The organism is Tardiphaga sp. P4_G1 (genome assembly GCF_056401215.1).
Genome location: NZ_JBFUJU010000001.1, coordinates 540248 through 560486, shown reverse-complemented (window position 1 = coordinate 560486; position 20239 = coordinate 540248). Strand labels below are relative to the sequence as shown.

17 protein-coding genes are annotated in these 20239 nt (G+C 63.4%); 6 read left to right on the top strand and 11 right to left on the bottom strand.

The features are described from left to right. Window positions 1-110: 110 nt before the first annotated feature. The gene (locus AC1DUY_RS02755) at window positions 111-686 is read right to left on the bottom strand and encodes a beta-1-3, beta-1-6-glucan biosynthesis protein (protein ID WP_309943919.1); all 576 of its coding nucleotides are present in this window, start codon (window positions 684-686) and stop codon (window positions 111-113) included. Window positions 687-906: 220 nt separating this feature from the next. On the opposite strand from AC1DUY_RS02755, the gene AC1DUY_RS02750 reads away from it, so the two are divergent. After that, the gene (locus AC1DUY_RS02750; protein ID WP_478112422.1) at window positions 907-2556 is read left to right on the top strand and encodes a glycoside hydrolase family 17 protein; all 1650 of its coding nucleotides are present in this window, start codon (window positions 907-909) and stop codon (window positions 2554-2556) included. On the opposite strand, the gene AC1DUY_RS02745 is transcribed toward AC1DUY_RS02750, so the two are convergent. Together AC1DUY_RS02745 and AC1DUY_RS02740 are read right to left on the bottom strand one after the other, a co-directional pair. Continuing rightward, on the bottom strand, window positions 2516-2896 hold the full coding sequence (locus AC1DUY_RS02745; protein WP_120289840.1) for a hypothetical protein: 381 nt from the start codon (window positions 2894-2896) through the stop codon (window positions 2516-2518). The two genes, AC1DUY_RS02750 and AC1DUY_RS02745, sit on opposite strands and share 41 nt — an antisense overlap. A 122-nt stretch (window positions 2897-3018) precedes the next feature. Further along, window positions 3019-4272 (bottom strand): hypothetical protein, encoded by a 1254-nt coding sequence (locus AC1DUY_RS02740; protein WP_478112077.1) that lies wholly within the window; start codon window positions 4270-4272, stop codon window positions 3019-3021. Window positions 4273-4443: 171 nt separating this feature from the next. Here AC1DUY_RS02740 and glmU point away from each other — a divergent pair, with 171 nt between their 5' ends. Continuing rightward, entirely contained in the window at window positions 4444-5796 is a 1353-nt protein-coding gene (glmU, locus tag AC1DUY_RS02735) for a bifunctional UDP-N-acetylglucosamine diphosphorylase/glucosamine-1-phosphate N-acetyltransferase GlmU (protein ID WP_478112075.1), read from the top strand. A 22-nt stretch (window positions 5797-5818) separates the two neighbouring features. Here the strand turns inward: glmU and AC1DUY_RS02730 are convergent, their stop codons facing one another. Continuing rightward, window positions 5819-5968 (bottom strand): hypothetical protein, encoded by a 150-nt coding sequence (locus AC1DUY_RS02730; RefSeq protein WP_158550328.1) that lies wholly within the window; start codon window positions 5966-5968, stop codon window positions 5819-5821. A gap of 265 nt (window positions 5969-6233) precedes the next feature. On the opposite strand from AC1DUY_RS02730, the gene glmS reads away from it, so the two are divergent. Further along, entirely contained in the window at window positions 6234-8060 is a 1827-nt protein-coding gene (glmS, locus tag AC1DUY_RS02725; protein WP_184516399.1) for a glutamine--fructose-6-phosphate transaminase (isomerizing), read from the top strand. A gap of 148 nt (window positions 8061-8208) precedes the next feature. After that, window positions 8209-8982 (top strand): DUF502 domain-containing protein, encoded by a 774-nt coding sequence (locus AC1DUY_RS02720; protein ID WP_374725664.1) that lies wholly within the window; start codon window positions 8209-8211, stop codon window positions 8980-8982. A 1032-nt stretch (window positions 8983-10014) separates the two neighbouring features. Here AC1DUY_RS02720 and AC1DUY_RS02715 read toward each other — a convergent pair. From AC1DUY_RS02715 to recG, 6 genes are all read right to left on the bottom strand, one after another. After that, window positions 10015-10275, bottom strand: a complete 261-nt coding sequence (locus tag AC1DUY_RS02715) for a hypothetical protein (protein WP_478112072.1) — start codon at window positions 10273-10275, stop codon at window positions 10015-10017. After that, complete coding sequence (locus AC1DUY_RS02710) at window positions 10272-10643, bottom strand: DedA family protein (protein ID WP_478112070.1); 372 nt, start codon at window positions 10641-10643, stop codon at window positions 10272-10274. The genes AC1DUY_RS02715 and AC1DUY_RS02710 overlap by 4 nt, the downstream gene beginning before the upstream one ends. After that, window positions 10640-11230: a class I SAM-dependent methyltransferase gene (locus tag AC1DUY_RS02705; RefSeq protein WP_478112068.1), complete on the bottom strand. Its 591-nt coding sequence runs from the start codon at window positions 11228-11230 to the stop codon at window positions 10640-10642. The genes AC1DUY_RS02710 and AC1DUY_RS02705 overlap by 4 nt, the downstream gene beginning before the upstream one ends. A 139-nt stretch (window positions 11231-11369) precedes the next feature. Continuing rightward, window positions 11370-12737, bottom strand: coding sequence for a sensor histidine kinase (locus AC1DUY_RS02700; protein WP_478112066.1), 1368 nt, complete (start codon window positions 12735-12737; stop codon window positions 11370-11372). After that, window positions 12734-13408 (bottom strand): response regulator transcription factor, encoded by a 675-nt coding sequence (locus AC1DUY_RS02695; RefSeq protein WP_478112064.1) that lies wholly within the window; start codon window positions 13406-13408, stop codon window positions 12734-12736. The genes AC1DUY_RS02700 and AC1DUY_RS02695 overlap by 4 nt, the downstream gene beginning before the upstream one ends. 90 nt (window positions 13409-13498) lie before the next feature. Further along, complete coding sequence (gene recG, locus AC1DUY_RS02690) at window positions 13499-15604, bottom strand: ATP-dependent DNA helicase RecG (RefSeq protein ID WP_478112062.1); 2106 nt, start codon at window positions 15602-15604, stop codon at window positions 13499-13501. Between the two features lie 178 nt (window positions 15605-15782). On the opposite strand from recG, the gene AC1DUY_RS02685 reads away from it, so the two are divergent. After that, entirely contained in the window at window positions 15783-16073 is a 291-nt protein-coding gene (locus tag AC1DUY_RS02685; protein ID WP_089264393.1) for an FAD assembly factor SdhE, read from the top strand. Next, window positions 16070-19588, top strand: a complete 3519-nt coding sequence (gene mfd, locus AC1DUY_RS02680) for a transcription-repair coupling factor (protein ID WP_478112060.1) — start codon at window positions 16070-16072, stop codon at window positions 19586-19588. Before AC1DUY_RS02685 ends, mfd begins: the two co-directional genes overlap by 4 nt. 199 nt (window positions 19589-19787) lie before the next feature. Here the strand turns inward: mfd and AC1DUY_RS02675 are convergent, their stop codons facing one another. Beyond that, window positions 19788-20180, bottom strand: a complete 393-nt coding sequence (locus tag AC1DUY_RS02675) for a PRC-barrel domain-containing protein (protein WP_093758623.1) — start codon at window positions 20178-20180, stop codon at window positions 19788-19790. Window positions 20181-20239 lie beyond the last annotated feature (59 nt).

Here is a 20239-nt window from a genome sequence, read left to right as displayed (position 1 = left end):
CCACACGAATTAACAACTCATACGCTGCCGTGGCCTTTTGAGGGCGGCACCATTATTCAAATGCGATTAGGCGCCGCCAGCTGAATGCCGCCTGAACAGAGCGCGCCACATTACTTCGGCGTTTCAGCAGGCGGTTTGGCGTCCGGCTGCGGAGCGGCCGCCGGCGCTGCGCCGCCACCGGCAGGCGCAGGCGTTGCCGGCTGGCTCAGCGCGGCAGGCTGCGGCTGCGCGTTCGGATTGATCCAGCAGCCGTGGACGCGGCTGTTGAGACTGTCCGCAATTTTCGGATCGATCAGCGGGCCGAATTTGACCAGGCAGCGGAACGTTGCCTGCACATGACCGCCGGGACAGCCGAATCGGTCGTAGAGATCGAGGTGACGGAACGCGGTGTCGAGATCGTCGCGCCACATCAGCACCACGACGCGGCGGCCAAGCCAGACGCATTCAGGATTGCCGGCAGGACCATTGATCGCCTGGGTCGCCTCGACAAATTCGTCGGATTTCTTCTGGCTCTCACGGGCAACGTCGGCAGGCGTCACGGGCGCATTTGCCGCAGGCTTCTGATCCTGTGCGCGAACTGGGCCGCTCTGGGCCAACGCGCAGCCAACACCCAGCAGCAGAGCAAGGCCTGGAACGGCGAGACAACGCAGAACCGCAGATTGGAACCCGAACACCAGTCGACGCATAAAGTCCCCGATAAGTTGGCTGCCAGGCAGTTCTGACGCCCTCGCCAGATGCCGTTCAAATGGGCCCCCAATACGGCGGGGACCACGGCTGAATCCCATGACGGACATTTTTGATTTTGTCCAGCAACGCCGGAAGTTTGTCTGATTTTCGTGGCGTGTCGGGCCGACAAGTCCGTGATTGCCGGCATGACGCACTTGGCAGATTGGCGATGACCGGCTAATCGACGGACGACTTTGGAGGACGGAACCAATTTCCACCCGCACGCCGCTGGCGCTTCTCATCCTTTCCCTTGGTACGATCGCAGCGGTTTGGTGGTGGCTCGCCACGCCGGTCACGCTGGTGCGCGCGCCGATTGATCCTGCCGCCAAACTGGAATGCGTCTCCTATGCGCCGTTCCGTGGTGAGCAGACGCCGTTGAACTCGACCGCCGTTATTCCGGCGAGCCAGATTGCCGAGGACATGGCGCAACTGGCCGGGATCACCAAATGCGTGCGGACCTATTCGATCGATAACGGCCTTGATCAGGTGCCGGAACTGGCCGGCAAGGTCGGACTGAAGGTCATTCAGGGCGTCTGGCTCGGCAGCAACCGGCTCAAGAACCTGGCGCAGATCGCCGGCGTCGTGGATCTCACCAAGCGCTTTCCGAACGTGATCAGCAGCGTGGTCGTCGGCAACGAGGTGTTGTTGCGCGGCGAAATGACGGCGGCCGATCTCGTCGGCAACATCCGGTCGGTGAAGGCGCAGGTCGGCAAGATCCCCGTGACCTATGCCGATGTCTGGGAGTTCTGGCTGAAGAATCGCGAGATCTATGACGCGGTCGATTTCGTCACGATCCACATCCTGCCCTATTGGGAGGACTTCCCGATTCGCGCGAAGAGCGCCGCCGCCCATGTGGACTCGATCCGCAAGCGTCTCGCCGTGGCGTTTCCATCCAAGGAAATCCTGATCGGCGAAACAGGTTGGCCGAGTGCCGGGCGGATGCGTGATGGCGCGTTGCCGTCGCGCACCAACCAGGCACGGGTCGTGTCCGAAATCCTCGATCTGGCCAAGCGCGAGGGGTTCCGTGTCAATCTGATCGAAGCCTATGACCAGCCGTGGAAGCGCGACCTTGAAGGTACAGTCGGCGGCTATTGGGGCCTGATCTACGATGAGCCGCGCGAATTGAAGTATCCACCGGGCGTTCCGATCACCAATTATCCGTCGTGGAAGCTGCAGATGGGGCTCGGCATGGGCCTGAGCTTACTGGTTTTCGTGACCGGCATGTTGACGCTTCGTCGACGGCCATGGTCGCCGCGTCTGTCGGCCTGGCTGACCGTTGCAGTATCGGCCACGGTGGCCGGCATCCTGCTGGGCGTTGCCGCAGACAAGCTGATCTATGAAAGCTATGGCGTCGGCCGCTGGATCCAGTGGAGCGCGCTGCTGGCTGCCGGTGTCGCGTCGCCGCTGCTGTGCGCCTATGCGACGATGTCCGGCCGCTCGCTACCGACCTTCCTCCAACTGGTCGGGCCGAGCCGGTTCCTGGCCCGTTCGTGGTCGACCGTCCTGCTCGGGGTGACCCTGGCTGTGGCGGCGCTGATCGGCGCTGAGACCGCGCTCGGTTTCGTGTTCGATCCGCGTTACCGCGACTTTCCGTTCGCGGCGCTGACCATGGCGGTGGTGCCGTTCGCCGGACTGATGGCTGTCAACCGTCCGCAGGAAGGTGTGCGGCCGATCGCCGAGTCGGTGTTTGCCGGAGTGCTCGTGCTGTCGGCCCTGTATATCGGCTTCAACGAAGGGCCGGATAACTGGCAGTCGCTGTGGACCTGCGCGATCTATCTGCTGTTCGGCATCACGCTGTGGCAGGCGCGGGCCGTGCAAAGCCCAGAATAAGCAGGCCGATCGCGATGCCCGACAGGGCAACGTTGTAGAGCACGATCCCGAAACCGGCTGCGATCAGTGCGACGGTGATCAGCACGATCGACGGCCGCAGCAGATTCAGCGTCGCAATGACGACCGCGGCGATGCCGAACACCGAATTCTTGAACAGATAGGTCATCACCAGCCGGCTCTTGCACAGGGTGCTCTGCAGGCCGGCGTCGCAGGCGAGCGCCGTCGTCGACAATTCGATGGCGAGATAGCGCAGATAGATGGCGTAGCCGACGGACAGGAAGCCGACGATGAGAAGCCATTGCACCTGACGGGCGGTGAGCTTGAACGGATCTTTTTTCATGCGGAAACCATGGTTCAAAACGCGGTGCGGAACAACCCGGCATGCGGTCGCGGTGAGAGATCGGGCCTAGATAACACTTTAGCCGCGCGCGCCAAGAGATTGAAAATCTGATCTTTTGGTCCTTAGCGCAGCCCCAGGAACGAGGTCAGCGACGATTGTGGCTTGGGCGGCGCAACTTCTTCAACAGGCTTGGGCGGCGGCGCTTGTTCGATGCGTTCCTGTGGCTTCGGCGCGGCACGCCTGCGTGGCGCCGGCCTGGCTGGTGCAGGCGCAGCTTCCGCGGGCGCCGTCTCGGCCTTCATAGCAAGGCGCTGACCATCGAAGATCGACGTCTCGCAGGGCCGGCTGCTCTCGGTCAGCACGGCGCAGATCTTCGCGGCGGCGGCAGCATCGCTGAGTGGACCGGCGACGAGGCGCAGTTGCATTCCGAGTCCGGTCGGGCGTTCCTTCACCATCATGATTGGGCGCAGTCCGTTCAGCGCGCGTGACTTGGACATACCGCGCCAGATCGCGCGCAGGCCGTCCACCGAATTGGCGCCGCCGATATCAACGCCGAACTCCGTGCGCGCAACCGGCGTCGCAACGGCCTCGACGACTGTGGGGGTGGGCTCGGTCGCGGCCGGTTGGACCGATGCCGTTGTCTCCGGAGCGGCCGGAGGAGCTTCGATGGTCGGCGCCGGTTCGCTCAATTTGGCGGCCGCAGCGTCGGGCGGCGCCGTCATCGATTTCCATGCAACGAGCGGCGCAGAGGCTGGTGGATTGATTGTCGATGAAGCCGCTACTTGCGCCGGTTTGGCGGCTGTCGTTTCGGCAGGCGGCGCGATGATAGCCACGGGACCGATGACCGGCGTCGACGGAATGCTCGGAAGCTCTGCCACCGGCTTTGGCTCGGTGGCTGCAGGCGGGGCGACGACGGATGCGGAGGCAGGTGGCTGCGGCGCTGGTGCTGGTGCTGGCGTCGTTGTGGCGGCTGTTGGCGTTGGAATGGTCTGCCGCTTGATTGATCCGGTGACTGAATCCAGGCCCTGTTCGACCGAGGTAACGCGGGCATAGAGCCGGTCGCGGTCGCTGTTCAGCGTCTCGATGGCCAGCGTCAGGCGCCGGGCCTCGGCCTGGGTCTCCTTTGCAACGAACTGGATCTGCTGCGACTGCCGCGCGAAGGTATCGGATGTGGCGACCTGATCGCGGCGCAACTGGACCTGCGACTGGCTGGCCAGAATGGCAACCACCACCGCGCCCACGGCGGCAACGCCCCAGGAGCCCAGCCGCCACATCATGCGGCGGTCGACCTTGTCTTCCTCAGCCAGAAATCCGGTCAGCCAGCCGCTATGCTCGGCTGAGAGAGTATCGGCCCACTTGTCGTGCTTATCCGCCATTCGACGTCTGCGTCGCCCCATCGCCCCTGCGAATCACAGTTCAACATTATCAGGAAACCGGCGGGAACCTGAGGTTGTCGGGCCACACGGCGAGCCAAACCGGTTTCCAGATTGGCCCAAAACCATTTAAGACGGCCGCGGCGCATGAGCGTCGCCACAACGGGGATTCGGATGACGGGCAGAACCAGCCTCACCATCGTGCTCGCGGCCGGCGAGGGAACGCGGATGCGGTCCTCGACGCCGAAGGTGCTGCATCAGGTCGCCAGCCAGTCGCTGCTGGGCCATGTGCTCGCGGCGGCGCCTCATGGTGCAGGCTCTGCGCTGGCCGTCGTTGTCGGTCCCGATCGTCAGGACGTGGCGGATGAAGCCAGACGGGTGCGGCCCGATGCCGCAACATTCGTTCAGCACGAGCGTCTCGGCACCGCCCATGCCGTGCTGGCGGCAAAGGACGCCATTGCAAAGGGCGCGGACTATCTGCTGATCGCCTTCGGTGACACGCCGCTGATTTCGGCCGAGACGTTCGAGCGTTTGCGTGCGCCCTTGGCTGCAGGCGCTGCGCTGACCGTGCTCGGCTTTCGCGCGGCCGATCCGACCGGTTATGGCCGGCTCCTGGTCGAAGCTGATCAACTGGTCGCGATCCGTGAACATGCGGATGCTACAGCGGCCGAGCGTGCGGTCGATCTCTGCAATGCCGGGGTGATGGCTTTCGCCGGCAAGACCGCGCTCACAATCATCGAGCAGATCGGCACGTCCAACAGCAAGGGCGAATACTATCTCACCGATGCCGTTGAGATCGTGCGCAGCATGGGATTGCGGGCGAGTGTGATCGAGACCAGTGAGGACGAAGTCCGCGGCATCAACACCAAGGCGCAGCTCGCGGAAGCTGAAGCGATCATGCAGGCCCGGCTGCGCAAGGCTGCGCTGGATGCCGGTGTGACCATCGTCGCACCGGAGACCGTGCATCTCGCTGCCGATACGACGTTCGGCAACGACGTCACCATTGAGCAGTATGTGGTGATCGGGCCCGGCGTCAGTATCGCCGACGGCGCTGTTATTCACGCCTTCTCGCACATCGTGCAGGCTGCCATCGGCAAGAAGACCTCGATTGGTCCTTACGCACGCATCCGGCCGGGAACGTCGGTCGGCGAGGGCGCGCGCATTGGCAACTTCGTTGAGGCCAAGGCGGCCATTCTGGAAGCGGGCGTGAAGGTCAACCACCTGACCTATGTCGGCGACACGCATATCGGCGCCGGCGCCAATATCGGCGCGGGCACCATCACCTGCAATTACGATGGCTTCAACAAGAGCAAGACGATCATTGGTGCCGGCGCCTTTGTCGGTTCGAATTCGTCGCTGGTCGCGCCGGTGAAGATCGGGGCCGGCGCTTACATCGGTTCGGGCTCAGTGATCACCCGCGATGTGCCGGACGATGCGCTTGCGGTGGAGCGCAACGAGGTGTCGATGAAGGAAGGCTGGGGCAAACGCTTCCGCGACAAGAACGCGGCGAACAAGAAGCCGAAGTGAGCGCGCGGTGTTCGCGATGACGTCAGGTCACCGGGGTCTTCAGATGCCAGCCACGACGGATCGGACGCTTGGCGACAATTTCTTCCTGCGGCGTATGGGGCTCGGCGACATGCGGTTTGACCGCAATATCGCGCTGCGGCGGCGGCCAATGCGCCAGTTTGCTCTGCGACATCTCGACATGTCGCAGCCGTGATCCGGCGATCGATCGGGGGGCTCTCGGGTCTCGCTCCTCCCACATGGACGTCTACTCCGGTCAGGGGTAGATGCTTTCGCAAACACGTTGATGGTTTGTTAAACGCGTCGCGCAAAATGCCCCTACAACCGCGGTAACTTGTCTCAATCGGCAATAATTATTGAGTAACAGTCGATTTGCGATTCTCGCTAAGAGAGTTCCAGTATTTCTGGGCAATTTGATACCACTTGGAGAGATACACCGCATGTGCGGCATCGTCGGAATTTTGGGACGCGGTCCGGTTGCTGACCAGATCGTGGACTCGCTGAAGCGCCTCGAATATCGCGGCTACGATTCCGCTGGCGTTGCCACGCTGGAAGGCGCGCATATCGATCGCCGCCGCGCCGAAGGCAAGCTGAAGAATCTCGAAGCCAAGCTCGGCAAGTCGCCGCTGGCAGGTCATATCGGCATCGGCCACACGCGCTGGGCGACGCATGGCAAGCCGACCGAAGCCAACGCGCATCCGCACGCCGCCGAAGGCGTCGCGGTCGTGCATAACGGCATCATCGAGAATTTCCGCGAATTGCGCCTTGAACTCGAAAAGAGCGGCGCCAAATTCGCCAGTGAGACCGACACCGAAGTCGTTGCGCATCTCGTCAGCTTCTATCTGCAGAAGGGCGCATCGCCGGTCGAAGCTGTGAAGCAGGCTCTGCCGCGCCTGAAAGGCGCGTTCGCATTGGCTTTCGTGTTCAAGGATCACGACAACCTGATGATCGGCGCCCGCAAAGGCTCGCCGCTTGCGGTCGGCTATGGTGACGGCGAGATGTATCTTGGCTCCGACGCGATTGCGCTGGCGCCGTTCACCGACGACATCAGCTATCTCGAAGACGGCGACTGGGTGGTGCTGACCCGCAAGGGCTGCGAGATCCACGATGAATCCGGCAAGGTCGTGAAGCGCGACGTGCTGAAATCCGGCGCGTCGGCCTTCATGGTCGACAAGGCCAACTATCGCCACTTCATGGCCAAGGAAATTCACGAGCAACCCGAAGTCGTCGGTCACACGCTGGCGCGTTATGTCGATCTGGCGAACGAGCGCGTGGCGCTGCCGATGACGCTGCCGTTCGACTTCAAGGACATCCAGCGCATTTCGATCACCGCCTGCGGCACTGCGAGCTACGCGGGTTTCATCGCTAAATACTGGTTCGAACGTTTTGCGCGCGTGCCGGTCGAAGTCGATGTGGCATCTGAATTCCGCTATCGCGAAGCCCCGGTACGCAAGGGCGATCTGGCGATCTTCATCTCACAGTCCGGCGAGACGGCCGATACGCTGGCAGCGCTGCGTTACGCCAAAGAGCAGGGCATGCACACGCTCGCTGTCGTCAACGTCACGACCTCGACGATCGCGCGCGAGAGCGAGACCGTGATGCCGACACTGGCTGGTCCGGAAATTGGCGTGGCTTCTACCAAGGCTTTCACCTGCCAACTGATGGCGCTGGCGACGCTTGCGATCGCAGCCGGCAAGGCCCGCGGCGAGCTGTCCGACGCCGACGAAGCCAAACTGGTTCACGGTCTCGTCAAGGTCCCCCGTCTGATGACCGACGCGCTGACGCACGAAGCTGCGATCGAGAAGCTGGCGCGCGACATCGCCAAGTCGAAGGACGTGCTCTATCTCGGCCGCGGCACCAGCTATCCACTGGCACTGGAGGGCGCGCTGAAGCTGAAGGAAATCTCCTACATCCACGCTGAGGGTTACGCGGCCGGCGAACTCAAGCATGGTCCGATCGCGCTGATCGACGAGACCATGCCGGTGGTCGTGATCGCGCCCTATGACCGGGTGTTCGACAAGACCGTGTCGAACATGCAGGAGGTCGCAGCGCGCGGCGGTAACATCATTCTGATGACCGACGCCAAGGGCGCGGAGGAGGCCACCGTGGACTCCATGGTGACCATTGTGATGCCGGACATGGACGCAGCCTTCACACCACTGGTCTATGCCGTGCCGGTGCAGTTGCTCGCCTATCACACCGCCGTGGTGATGGGCACTGACGTCGACCAGCCCCGCAATCTGGCGAAGTCGGTCACGGTGGAATAGGCCGGCGAAGCGGCAAGATTGTCGCAGGCGGCCGGTTTGGCCGCCTGGCGCCGCCAAGTGGCTTCCCCCGCACTGGCGAAATCCTGCTAGGATACCCATAAGGACTGACGGCGCGGTTTCGCGCGCCGCGCCAGATGGATTTGAAACGCTGATGGAACGCCCCGATTTGCCGTTGACCCCGCCCGTTGGCGACCCGCCGCCCGAGGCGCCGCGCGGCTTCATGGCCCGGATCCGCAACTATTTCCTCACCGGTCTGATCGTTGCCGGTCCGGTCGCGATTACCTTTTACCTCACCTGGTGGTTCGTCACCTGGGTCGATGCCATCGTGCGGCCGCTGGTACCGGAGGCCTATCGGCCCGAACAGTATCTGCCTTACGGTATTCCGGGCTCCGGCCTGATCGTCGCTTTCGTGGCGCTGACCCTGCTGGGTTTCCTCACCGCCAACCTGATCGGCCGCTCCCTGGTCGATCTCGGCGAGAACCTCCTCGGCCGCATGCCGGTGGTGCGCGCGATCTATCGCGGGCTGAAGCAGGTGTTCGAGACGCTGTTCTCGGGCTCGGGATCGAGTTTCCGTAAAGTCGGTCTCGTCGAGTTTCCGTCGCCCGGCATGTGGTCGATCGTGCTGATCTCGCAGCCGCCAAGCACCGAAGTGGCGAAGAGCCTGCCGGGGCAGGAGGAGCACATCTCGGTGTTCCTGCCCTGTGCGCCGAATCCGACGACGGGATTCTTCTTCTATGTGCCGAAGAGCAAGATCATCGACATCGACATGTCCGCCGAGGATGCCGCGACGCTGATTATGTCGGCAGGCGTCGTCCAGCCAGGTTCAGATTCGCAGAAGAAGATCGCAGCATTGGCGCAGATGGCAACGGCAGCGGGTATCGCGAATGCTCCGCCAGCGAAGCAGCCAGCACAGGTGGATTAGGTCGTAGAGCTTTCTTTCCCTCCCTCAAGCGGCGAAGCCGCGCCGTGGGGAGGGTGGATCGACCGCGGAGCGGTCGAGACGGGTGGGGTGGTGCCACGAACGCTGTCCTCGCATGGGGAGGGACCCCACCCCGGCCTATCGGCCGACCCTCCCCACTGCGCAGCTTCGCTGCTTGGGGGAGGGAAACTTCTGGCGCCTGTGCGTCATCGCTGATTCAACTGTCAAACAGCCACGGCCCTTCAGACATGCGTCATCGCCCCCATTGTTTGCGGCGCGGGGGCGCCGTCGTCTCTTGCATTCCCGCCCCCTTGTGAGAGGGCGTGCGGAACGCCGGGTGCCCGATGCACCCTTGGGCCTGATGCGATGCGGTCTTCCGCAATTTAGAATGCATCAGGACTTTCGGAGGCGCCGAGCAAGTGCCCGACGTTCCGCCTGCGGTGTTTTTTCGGTTGCTTGCACTTTGCCTCGACGAACGCTCCGATCGCGAATTAAAGTCCCAAGGCGATGGGAAGGGAGCCTCAAGCGAGTAAGCCGAACGCGTTTTGACTTGGTCGTCCGTCACACTGCCCAGGGGGTTGTCAATCCGAAGGCCGGCCGTCTCCTTGCCAGTGGCAGTGCTGGCGCAGATTCGTCCTGCCCGAAGACAGACGTTCCCCCATGAACCGCGTGACGCCGCATCTCCGGCGTCCACCGCATCCCACCCCGCGAACGTGACGATCGCGATCGCCCCTCTCGGTGGGGCAGGACGGAGGGGAATATAAACCTGATGGGGATGCTGTCAACGGAGGATAGGAAAAAATGTTTGGGCGCTGTCTTGCCGCCCCAAACTGTCATTCCGGGGCGGGAGCGGCGCCGAAGGCGACGGGACCGAACCCGGAATCCCGACATGGGAGTCACCGTAGAGCCAGACACTCCGGGATTCCGGGTTCGCGACCGGCAAGTGCCGGCCGCGCCCCGGAATGACGAGCTTGGATCGAGATTCCGGGCTCAGTCTGGCCCGCTTCGGACGGCCGTTTTGGCCATGACATAGTTCTAGCTGGCTGCCGGACGGCGTCGTGATGTGCGCCGGTTGAAGCGGCGCCAGCCCCATACGATCAGCGCTTCCAGCGCGATCAATATCGCCACGACGATCAGGGCCGCAGATGCCGGGTCCGAACTGGTGTCCCCGATCCAGAAGCCGAGCCCCAGTAGCGGTCCGCTCCATGCGAGGCTGCCGATAAACGTTCCCAGCAGAAATTGCGGAAGGGACACGCCGAGCACCCCTGCGGGGATCGCCATATAGACTCGGATCACGGGCAGCGTCTGGCCGACCGCGAGGAGTTTCGTTGAAATGCACCCGCTGCGCGCTGGTAGCGCGCAGAGGTCAGTCCGATATAGGGACCGAAGCGTCTCACGAATGTCGCGCTGCGCCGTTCTCCCAGGATCAGGCCAGCGCCATACCAGCACAGCGAACCGGCCGTCGAGCCGATCGCGAGCGCCAGGATGGCTGAGGCGAGATCGCTCTGCTTTGCAGCGACGACGATGCCGATGACCACGAATGCGACGTAAGACGGCACGAACGGAAACAGCTTCTCGGCGATGCCAAGCCCGATGATTCCGATTGGGCCGATGTGGACGCAGTTAATCAGAAGATCGGATAGTTCTGTGGCCATCACGCTCATTTTGCCACCCGGACGGCGGACTGGCGCCGCGTGATGCGATAGACCGAGGCCGGCGGAACGTTCATCAGCACGCGACCGACACAGGACGCCTCGAGCCCGAATTGTTGGAGTTGCAGATGACTGATCGGACAGCGGACGCCGTAGGTGAACTGATACATTACGCCATCGGAGCGGAGGCTGTTGAAAACACCGGCCAGGATCGCATCGACCTTGTTTTGTGCCATGTTCAGCAATGGAAGTCCGCTGACGACGGCGCCGAACGTCGCGGGTTCGAACACCTTTTGCGGCGCGATCCATGAAGCGTCCATCCACAGCACGCGCGCACGCGGAAATCGCTGCTGCAGCAGGCGCATGAAGTCCGAGCCATATTCGATGAGCGTCAAATCGCCTTCCTTCACACCTTGCTTCAGCAGAGCTTTCGTAAAGACGCCGGTGCCGGGGCCGAGTTCGAGCACCTTGCCGGTCGCGCCGTTGATATCGCGGGTGATCATATTGGCGAGGGCAGACCCGGACGGTGCAATCGCTCCGACGGTTCGGGGGGCAGATGCGAGCGATCGGAAGAAGAGCAGGAGGCCGTTTGCAGTCATGTGAACTATCCATTGCAAATGCATCGACGCCGACGGTCGTCGGCAGTGTCATGGGTATGTGCAGTGGAGATTGAGAGAACATGACGTGATGTCTTTGACGCTGCAATAAAGCGGCGGCGATATTCAACGTGCATCGCTGCTAGCGTTGGGCATGCCGCCTGCCGAAGGCCATGGTGACGCGCGTGCCGCCGTTCGGACCGTCCTGAATATCGATCATGCCGTCATGAAGCCGAACGATCTCGCGAACCAGATTGAGTCCGAGGCCGGCGCCGCGCGAGCCGCTATTGAGCCGGTAGAACGGCTCGAAGACGCGCTCTCGATCGTTCAGCGGGATGCCGGGGCCTTCATCGGTCACCGAGACCGAAGACGCGGTGACGCTGACGACTATTTTTCCGCGACGTCCACCGTATTCGATCGCATTGTGAATCAGGTTTGCGAGTGCGCGCTCCAGTGCCCCCTGATCTCCTGACAAGGGGGCCTGCTTCACGCTGCTCTCGAATGCGATCTCGTATCCTGCTGCGATGGCAAGCGGCGCAAGATCCGAGGTCACATGCTGCGCGATCTCGACGAGGTCGATATCCGATTGCGGCGCAGCGGTCTGCTTCAAACGTTCCGTGTCCAGCAGCTGGTCGGCGAGTGTCGACAGACGGCGGACATCCTCGAGTAAACGTGCTGTATGCGGTCCGGGTTCGGTCGACTCGATCCGGGTTTGAAGAATGGCAATCGGCGTCCGCAATTCATGGGCGGCATCGACCAGAAACCGCTGGCGACGATCGAAGTCTTCGTCAAGGCGGCGCAGCGCGTCGTTGATGGCCACGACCAGCGGAACGATCTCGTTGGGCACCTGGTCCAGCGTGAGGCGCGCGCCGCGTTTGTCGGTGTCGATCCGTTTGGCCTGCGCTGCCGCATGGCCGAGACCGAGCAGCGCCCGTCTGACCACGATGGGCGTGGCAACGAGAGTCGTCAGGGCCATGACGGCGAGAATCGGCAGCACCACGCTGAGAAACAGCGTTGCGATGGCGGCGGCGACGCGGTGCCAGGGCACGGTGCCTCCGGAGCCGGTGAGAATTTGAACGCGGCCTGCGGCGCTGCTGACCCAGCGCATGCGTGCCGTGGCGCGCGGAGCATCGCCGATATTCCAGCCGAGACGAGCCTGGCCGACGTCATCGAGCGCATCGCCTATGCGCGCGAATTCGGGCGGTACGTCGCCTTGCGAAACGCGATGGCCGTCCTTGTCTCTGACGAGAAACCATAGTTCGGGCATTCTGACGCGCTGCCGCGCCAGCGCGGGCGTGTCGCGCACGATCATGGCGCCGGCCTGGTCACGCGCGATGGCGTTCTCGATCACGTTGATGGTCTCGTCTTCGGGCTCCAGCGAGACGATATAGCCGCCGCCCCACAACACACCGACAATGGTCAACACCAGTCCGGTCACCATCAGCGCCTGCAGGGCGACGAGTCGACTGACCAACAGCCATCGCAATGACTTGCCGCGAATTCGGTTCATGGTGTGCGCTTGATCAGATAGCCGATGCCACGAATGGCATGAATTTCCACATCCGCGCTGGCATCGGCCAGTTTGCGGCGCAGGCGCGAGACATGGGTATCGAGGGCGTTGGACTGGATTTCATCGTCGAAGCCGTAGACCGCTTCTTCAAGGGCGGATCGTGCGACAGTCCGGCCAGAGCGCCGCAGCAGCGTTTCGAGCACCAGCAACTCGCGGCGCGGCAACGTCATGGCGACACCGGCGACGCTCGCCTGGCGGTGCTCGGCGCTGTAGGCGAGGCGACCGAGTTGCAGGATTTCGGCTGGCATGTCGCTTGGCCGACGCAGCACGGCGCGCAGCCGCGCCAACAGTTCCTCGATCGCAAATGGCTTGCCGAGATAGTCGTCGGCGCCGGTATCCAACCCGGCTACGCGATCGGCGAGGTCGCCCCGCGCCGTCAACACGATGACGGGCGCCTGCACGCTACTCGCTCTTAATCTGGGGATCAGTGAGAGCCCGTCGCCGTCGGGCAACTGGCGATCGAGCAGGATGGCTCCATAGCTGTTGGTGAGCAGAGCCTCCTCGGCCATGCCGATCGTCGCCACGCGGTCGACCACCATATCGTGGCCCTTGAGCGCGGCCGCGAGCGCCGCTGCCATTTCCGGTTCATCCTCGACGAGAAGCACGCGCACACAACTACCCTTTCGCCGCAAGCCAAGCGTCGAACCTAGGTGGGGAACATTGCGTCAACGTTACGAAGCTATGTCGTTGATCCGGAGCGACTATCCCGCACCGATCAGCGGGATCGCCTCATCGCGCTCGTACAGATAAAGCAGGCAGCGCAGCGCCTCGCCGCGCTCGCCTGTCAGTTTCGGATTGTCCTGTAGGATCCGCAGCGCTTCGTCGCGCGCCTGCGTGATCAGCTGTGCATGAACCTCCGACCGCGCGATGCGGAAGCCGGGCATGCCGCTCTGACGCGTTCCCAATACGTCGCCTTCGCCGCGCAGCTTGAGGTCTTCCTCGGCAATGCGAAAACCGTCAGTGGAGTCTTTGATCACCTTGAGGCGCTTGGTGGCGATCTCGCCGAGCGGTTCGCGATAGAGCAGGAGGCATGTGGACGCCTCCGAGCCGCGGCCGATGCGGCCGCGGAGCTGATGGAGTTGCGCGAGGCCGAAACGCTCGGCATTCTCGATCACCATGATGGTGGCGGCGGGTACGTCGACGCCGACTTCGACCACCGTGGTGGCGACAAGGATCTGTGTCTCGCCGGCAGCGAAGCGCGCCATCGCCGCGTCCTTCTCCGCCCCCTTCATCCGGCCATGCACGATGCCAACCTTGTCACCGAACCGCTGCTGCAGGCTCTCGAAGCGCTCTTCCGCATTGGTGAGTTTCGGGCCGTCCATTTCGGACTCTTCGACCAGCGGCACGATCCAGTAGATCAGCTTGCCGTTGTCCACCGCGCGGCCGATGCCGTCGATGACTTCCTGCAGCCGGCTCGCCGACATGGTGCGGGTCTCGATCGGCTGACGGCCGGCGGGCTTTTCGCGTAGTTCGGAAATGTCCATGTCGCCGAAATAGGTCAGCACCAGCGTGCGCGGGATCGGCGTTGCCGACAGCACGAGGACATCGACTGCGCTACCCTTGTTGGTCAGCGTGAGACGTTCGCGGACGCCGAAGCGGTGCTGCTCGTCGACCACGGCCAGTGCCAGCGCCTTGAATTCGACGTCGTCCTGAATGAGCGCATGCGTGCCGACAATGAAGTCGATCTCGCCGGCGGCGAGCCGCGCCAGGATATCCTTGCGCTCGCGGCCTTTCTCGCGGCCGGTGAGGATGGCGACGCGCAGGCCCGCGCGCTCGGCCAGCGGCGCGATGGTCTTGATGTGCTGGCGCGCAAGGATTTCGGTGGGGGCCATCAATGCGGCCTGCTTGCAGACTTCCGCAACTGCTGCAGCGGCCAGCAGCGCCACGACGGTCTTGCCCGAGCCGACATCGCCCTGCAGCAGCCGCAGCATGCGCAGCGGCTTGGTGAGATCGTCGGCAATGGCTGCGGTCGCCCGCTGCTGCGATTGCGTCAGCGCATAGGGCAGGGCGTCGATGATCTTGCGGCGGATGTGACCATCGCCGGCATTGCGATCGCCGGCGGGACGACGGAGTTGCGCACGCACCAGCGCCAGCGCGAGTTGGCCGGCGAGCAGTTCATCGAAAGCGAGACGCGACCAGAACGGCCCTTCCGGCAGGACGTCGGTGATCTCGACCGGGACATGCACGCGCTGCAACGCCTCCGCCAGCGATGGGAACTTGCAGCGCCGGATCACTTCCGGGCTGATCCATTCCGGCAGCGCCGGCAGCTTGGTCAGCGCCTGCGCGATGGCCTTGCGCAGCGAAGTGATCGCGAGGCCCTGGGTCAGCGGATAGACCGCGTCGATGCCCGTGAGTTTGGCGAAGCCCTCCTCGTCGACCACGCGGTCGGGATGGGTGATTTGGAGCATGCCGTCGAACAGCTGCGTCGTGCCGGACACATAACGTTTCTCGCCAACCGGCAGCAGCTTTTCGATCTGGCCCGGATACGTCCGGAAATAGGTCAGGATCACCGTGCCGGTGTCGTCGTGGGCATAGACCAGATGCGGGGCGCGGGAGCGGCCGGGCGGCGGTTCGCGATGGCGATCGACGGTGACTTCGAGGGTCACCATGGCGCCGATCTCGGCCTCGTTGATCTTCGGCCTGTCGCGGCGGTCGATCACGCTGGCCGGCAGATGCAGCAGGAGATCGACGATGCGCGGCGTCTCGGCGCGGTCCAGCAGGAAGCGCAGCAGCTTGTCCTGCTTCGGCCCGATGCCCGACATGCTGGTGACTGGGACGAACAGGGGATTGAGCACTTCAGGGCGCATCAGGACGACTCAGGTGGCCAGCACGGCGAGAGAGCTACGGTATTTGCGAGACTTGGATGCATTTCAAGGCGAAAGCAATGCGTTATGAGGTGCTGACAGGGGCGGAAGCGGAGGCTATATGAGCCTGCCCGGCACGTCCGGGCTTTCTGCGTTTGCGGGCTTTGGGCGGGATGGACAGATGACGGGAACGACACGATCGAGCAACGGCCTGGATGACCGCCGCAAGCGGCTGCTGTTCCGCTGTTGGCACCGCGGCACGCGCGAGATGGATCTCATTCTGGGCCGCTTTGCGGATGCCGAGATCGGCATTCTGGCGGACCTCGAACTCAAGCAGCTCGAAGACCTGATCGGCCTCGAAGACCCCGAGCTTTATCCGGCCTTTGTCGGTGATACCCAATTGGACGAGCAGTACCGCACGCCGCTGTTCGAGCGCATCAAGCTGTTCCGGAATCTGGACAAGCCTCTATGAAATCCCCCGTTGCCTCGCCGGCCGCGCAGCTTGCGCCCGGCCGTGCGCTGACCTTTGCCAATGTCGCCGAGGGCGCCGAAGGCCTGATCGTTGCCGATCTGGCACGCGCGGTTGCGGCCAAGCCGAAGCCGCCGGCGGTGAGCCTCACCGTGATCTGCCGTGACGGGCCGCGGATGCAGCAGCTCGCGCGCTCGCTGGAATTCTTCGCGCCGGATCTGCCGGTGCTGCAATTCCCGGCCTGGGACTGCCAGCCCTACGACCGCGTCTCGCCCCATGGCGGCATTCTCGCGCATCGCATGACCACACTGGCGCGGCTGTCGCGCCTCACCGGCAGCGACAAGCCGATGATCGTGCTGACGACGGTCAATGCCATCGTCCAGCGCGTGCCGGCCCGCGAGATCGTCGCGGCGCAGGCGCTGTCGGTCGCGCCCGGCCATGTGGTGCCGATGGACTCCATCGTCGCCTGGCTCGAACACAACGGCTATACCCGCTCCGGCACCGTGCGGGAGCCCGGCGAATATGCCGTGCGCGGCGGCATCCTCGATCTGTTTCCGGCGGGCCTCGACCAGCCCGTGCGGTTCGACTTCTTCGGCGACAGTCTGGAATCGATCCGGGCCTTCGATGCCGAGACGCAACGCACGCTGATGGATATGCGCGCGCTGGATCTGGTGCCGGTGTCTGAATTCCAGCTCATCACCGAAACTATCCGCCGCTTCCGCATGGGCTATGTCGCGCAGTTCGGCGCGCCGGAGCGCGACGACCAGCTTTATGAAGCGGTCAGCGAAGGCCGCCGTCATCCCGGCATGGAACACTGGCTGCCGCTGTTCCAGGACCGGATGGAGACGCTGTTCGATTATCTGCCGGGCACGCCGGTTGCCATCGAGCCGCAGGGCGAAGATGCCGCCACCGAACGCTTCAAGCAGATCGGCGATTATTACGAGGCGCGCCGCGAAGCCATGGGCATCCCCGGCGGCGGCGCGATCTACAAGCCGCTGCCGCCGGACCGGCTCTATCTGACCGACAGCGAATGGCACAAGCGGCTGGAAGATCTCGCAATGGCGCGGTTGTCGCCGTTTGCCGTGCCGGACGGCACGCCGGGCGTGGTCGACGCGGGCGCACGGGCAGGCCGCAATTTCGCGCCGGAGCGGGCCGACGCCAATGTGAACGTGTTCGAGCGTGTGGTCGCCCATATCCAGGCGCTGCAGGCGGAGCGCAAGAAGGTCGTCGTCGCGCTGTGGAGCGAGGGCTCGCGCGACCGCATGGCCAGCATGCTGAAGGACCACAAGCTGCTCAACCAGCAGATGGTGAATTCCTGGCGCGCGGTGCAGGCGACGCCGCGCAACGAGACCATGCTGGCCGTCGTCGGCATGGAGAGCGGTTTCGAGACCGACCAGATCGCCGTCATCAGCGAACAGGACATCCTCGGCGACCGTCTGGTACGGCCGCGCAAGGCGAGTCGCAAGCTCGACAACTTCATCTCGGAAGTGACGAGCCTCGCGGCCGGCGACATCGTCGTCCATGTCGAACACGGCATCGGTCGTTTCGTCGGGCTGCAGACGCTGCAGGTCGGCGGCGCACCGCATGACTGTCTCGAATTGCGCTATGCCAACGAGACCAAGCTGTTTCTCCCCGTCGAGAATATCGAACTTCTGTCGCGCTACGGCTCGGACGCGACCAATGTCGAGCTCGACAAGCTTGGCGGTTCCGGCTGGCAGGCGCGCAAAGCCAAGCTCAAGAACCGCATCCAGGAGATCGCCGGCGAACTCATCAAGATCGCCGCCGAGCGGCATCTGCGCGAGACCGAGCGGATCGTCGTTCCGCGCGAGCAGTATGACGAATTCTGCGCACGCTTCCCCTATGAGGAAACCGAGGACCAGCAGACCGCGATCAACGCCGCGCTGCACGATCTCGAACATGGCAGGCCGATGGATCGCCTGATCTGCGGCGATGTCGGCTTCGGCAAAACGGAAGTGGCCATGCGCGCCACCTTCGCCGTGGCCATGGAAGGCAAGCAGGTCGCCGTCGTGGTACCGACCACGCTGCTGGCGCGCCAGCACGCCAAGAACTTCACCGAGCGCTTCAAGGGCTTTCCGGTGAATGTCGCGCAGGCCTCGAGGCTGGTCGCGCCGAAAGAGCTGACGGCGACCAAGAAGGGGCTTGCGGACGGCTCCATCGACATCGTCGTCGGCACCCATGCGCTGCTCGGAAAATCCATCAAGTTCAAGGACCTCGGGCTCGTCGTGGTCGACGAGGAACAGCACTTCGGCGTGACGCATAAGGAACGGCTGAAGCAGCTTCGGGCCAACGTCCATGTGCTGACGCTGTCGGCCACGCCGATCCCCCGCACGCTGCAGCTCGCACTCACAGGCGTGCGCGATCTGTCGATCATTGCCTCGGCGCCGGTCGATCGTCTGGCGGTGCGGACCTTCGTGGCGCCGCACGATCCCCTGATGATCCGCGAAGCGCTGCTGCGCGAGCGCTATCGCGGCGGTCAGGCGTTCTATGTCGTGCCGCGGATCGACGATCTTGCAGAGGTGAAGGACTTCCTCGACAAGCATGTGCCGGAGATGAAGGTCGCCGTGGCCCATGGCCAGATGGCGCCGACGGTCATCGAAGACATCATGTCGGCCTTCTATGACGGCAAATACGACATCCTGCTGTCGACCACGATCGTGGAGTCGGGTCTCGATATTCCCAACGCCAACACGCTGATCATTCACCGTGCCGACATGTTCGGCCTGGCGCAGCTCTATCAGCTCCGCGGCCGCGTTGGTCGCTCGAAGCTGCGCGCTTATGCGCTGTTCACGCTGCCGTCGACGCACAAGATCACCGGGCAGGCGGAACGCCGTTTGAAGGTGCTGCAGTCGCTGGAGAACCTCGGCGCTGGTTTCCAGCTCGCCTCGCACGATCTGGATATCCGCGGTGCCGGCAATCTGCTCGGCGAAGAACAGTCCGGCCACATCAAGGAAGTCGGCTTCGAGCTCTATCAGTCGATGCTGGAAGAGGCGATCCTGGCGCTCAAGTCGGGTATCTCCGAGCCGATCGCCGACAGGTGGTCGCCGACCATCACGCTCGGCATGCCGGTGATGATCCCCGACGATTTCGTCGCCGATCTTGCGGTCCGTCTGTCGCTGTATCGTCGGCTCGCCGATCTCGAGACCGATGACGAGATCGCTGCCTTCGCCGCCGAACTGCGCGACCGTTTCGGCGTGCTACCGGACGAGGTCCGCTATCTGTTCAAGATCGCGGCCATCAAGGCCTATTGCCGCCGCGCCAATGTCGAGAAGGTCGATGCCGGTCCGAAGGGCGTTGTCATCTCGTTCCGCGACAACTCGTTCGCGCAGCCGGACAGGCTGGTATTCTTCATCAAGCAGTATGGCCAGGCCGCGAAGGTGCGCCCGGACATGAAGGTGGTGTTCCTGCAGGATTGGGGAACACCGGAAGAACGTCTCGAAGGCGCAACGGAAATCCTGCGCGCGCTGGCGGGGCTCGCGGAGAGCAAAAAGGCGGCTTAGGCGCTTTCGCTCCGTCCTCATCCTGAGGAGCAGCGCCGATGGCGCTGCGTCTCGAAGGATGGCTGCGAAGTCAGCGCCGAACACGCATCCTTCGAGACGCCGCCAAAGTGCGGCTCCTCAGGATGAGGACAGAGCATGCCGCAAAACAAGACGGCCGCCGGCATTGCTGCCGACGGCCGTTTGTTGAACTACGCGACGCTTACTTCGGATACTTGAATTCCGGAGCGGCCTTCAGCGCTTCCTTGGTGGTGTTCATCGACGCCACCCACTTGTTGTCCTTGTTCAGGCTCACCTTCACTGAAGCTGGCGAGACTGCGACGTAGTGTTCGCCCATGCCGAGGAAGCCGCCGACTGACAGGATCAGCGCGTCGACCTGGTTGTTCTTGATTGCGAGATCGCTGATCTCGCCGATCGTCTCATCCTTCTGGTTGGTGATGTTCAGGCCCTTGAGCTTGGACGAGAACATCTCCTCCTTGGAGACGGTCGAGAACTTTGCCTCGGCGGGCGCAGCCCCCGTCGTGACTGTCGACTGCGCCAGAACCGGCGTGGCGAGAAGGGCGAGGGAAGCGGTGATCAGTGCGAGCTTTTTCATTATCGTTGTCTCCATTGCGGATGCACCTACAATGCGACGTTCGATACTTCGTTCCTGAT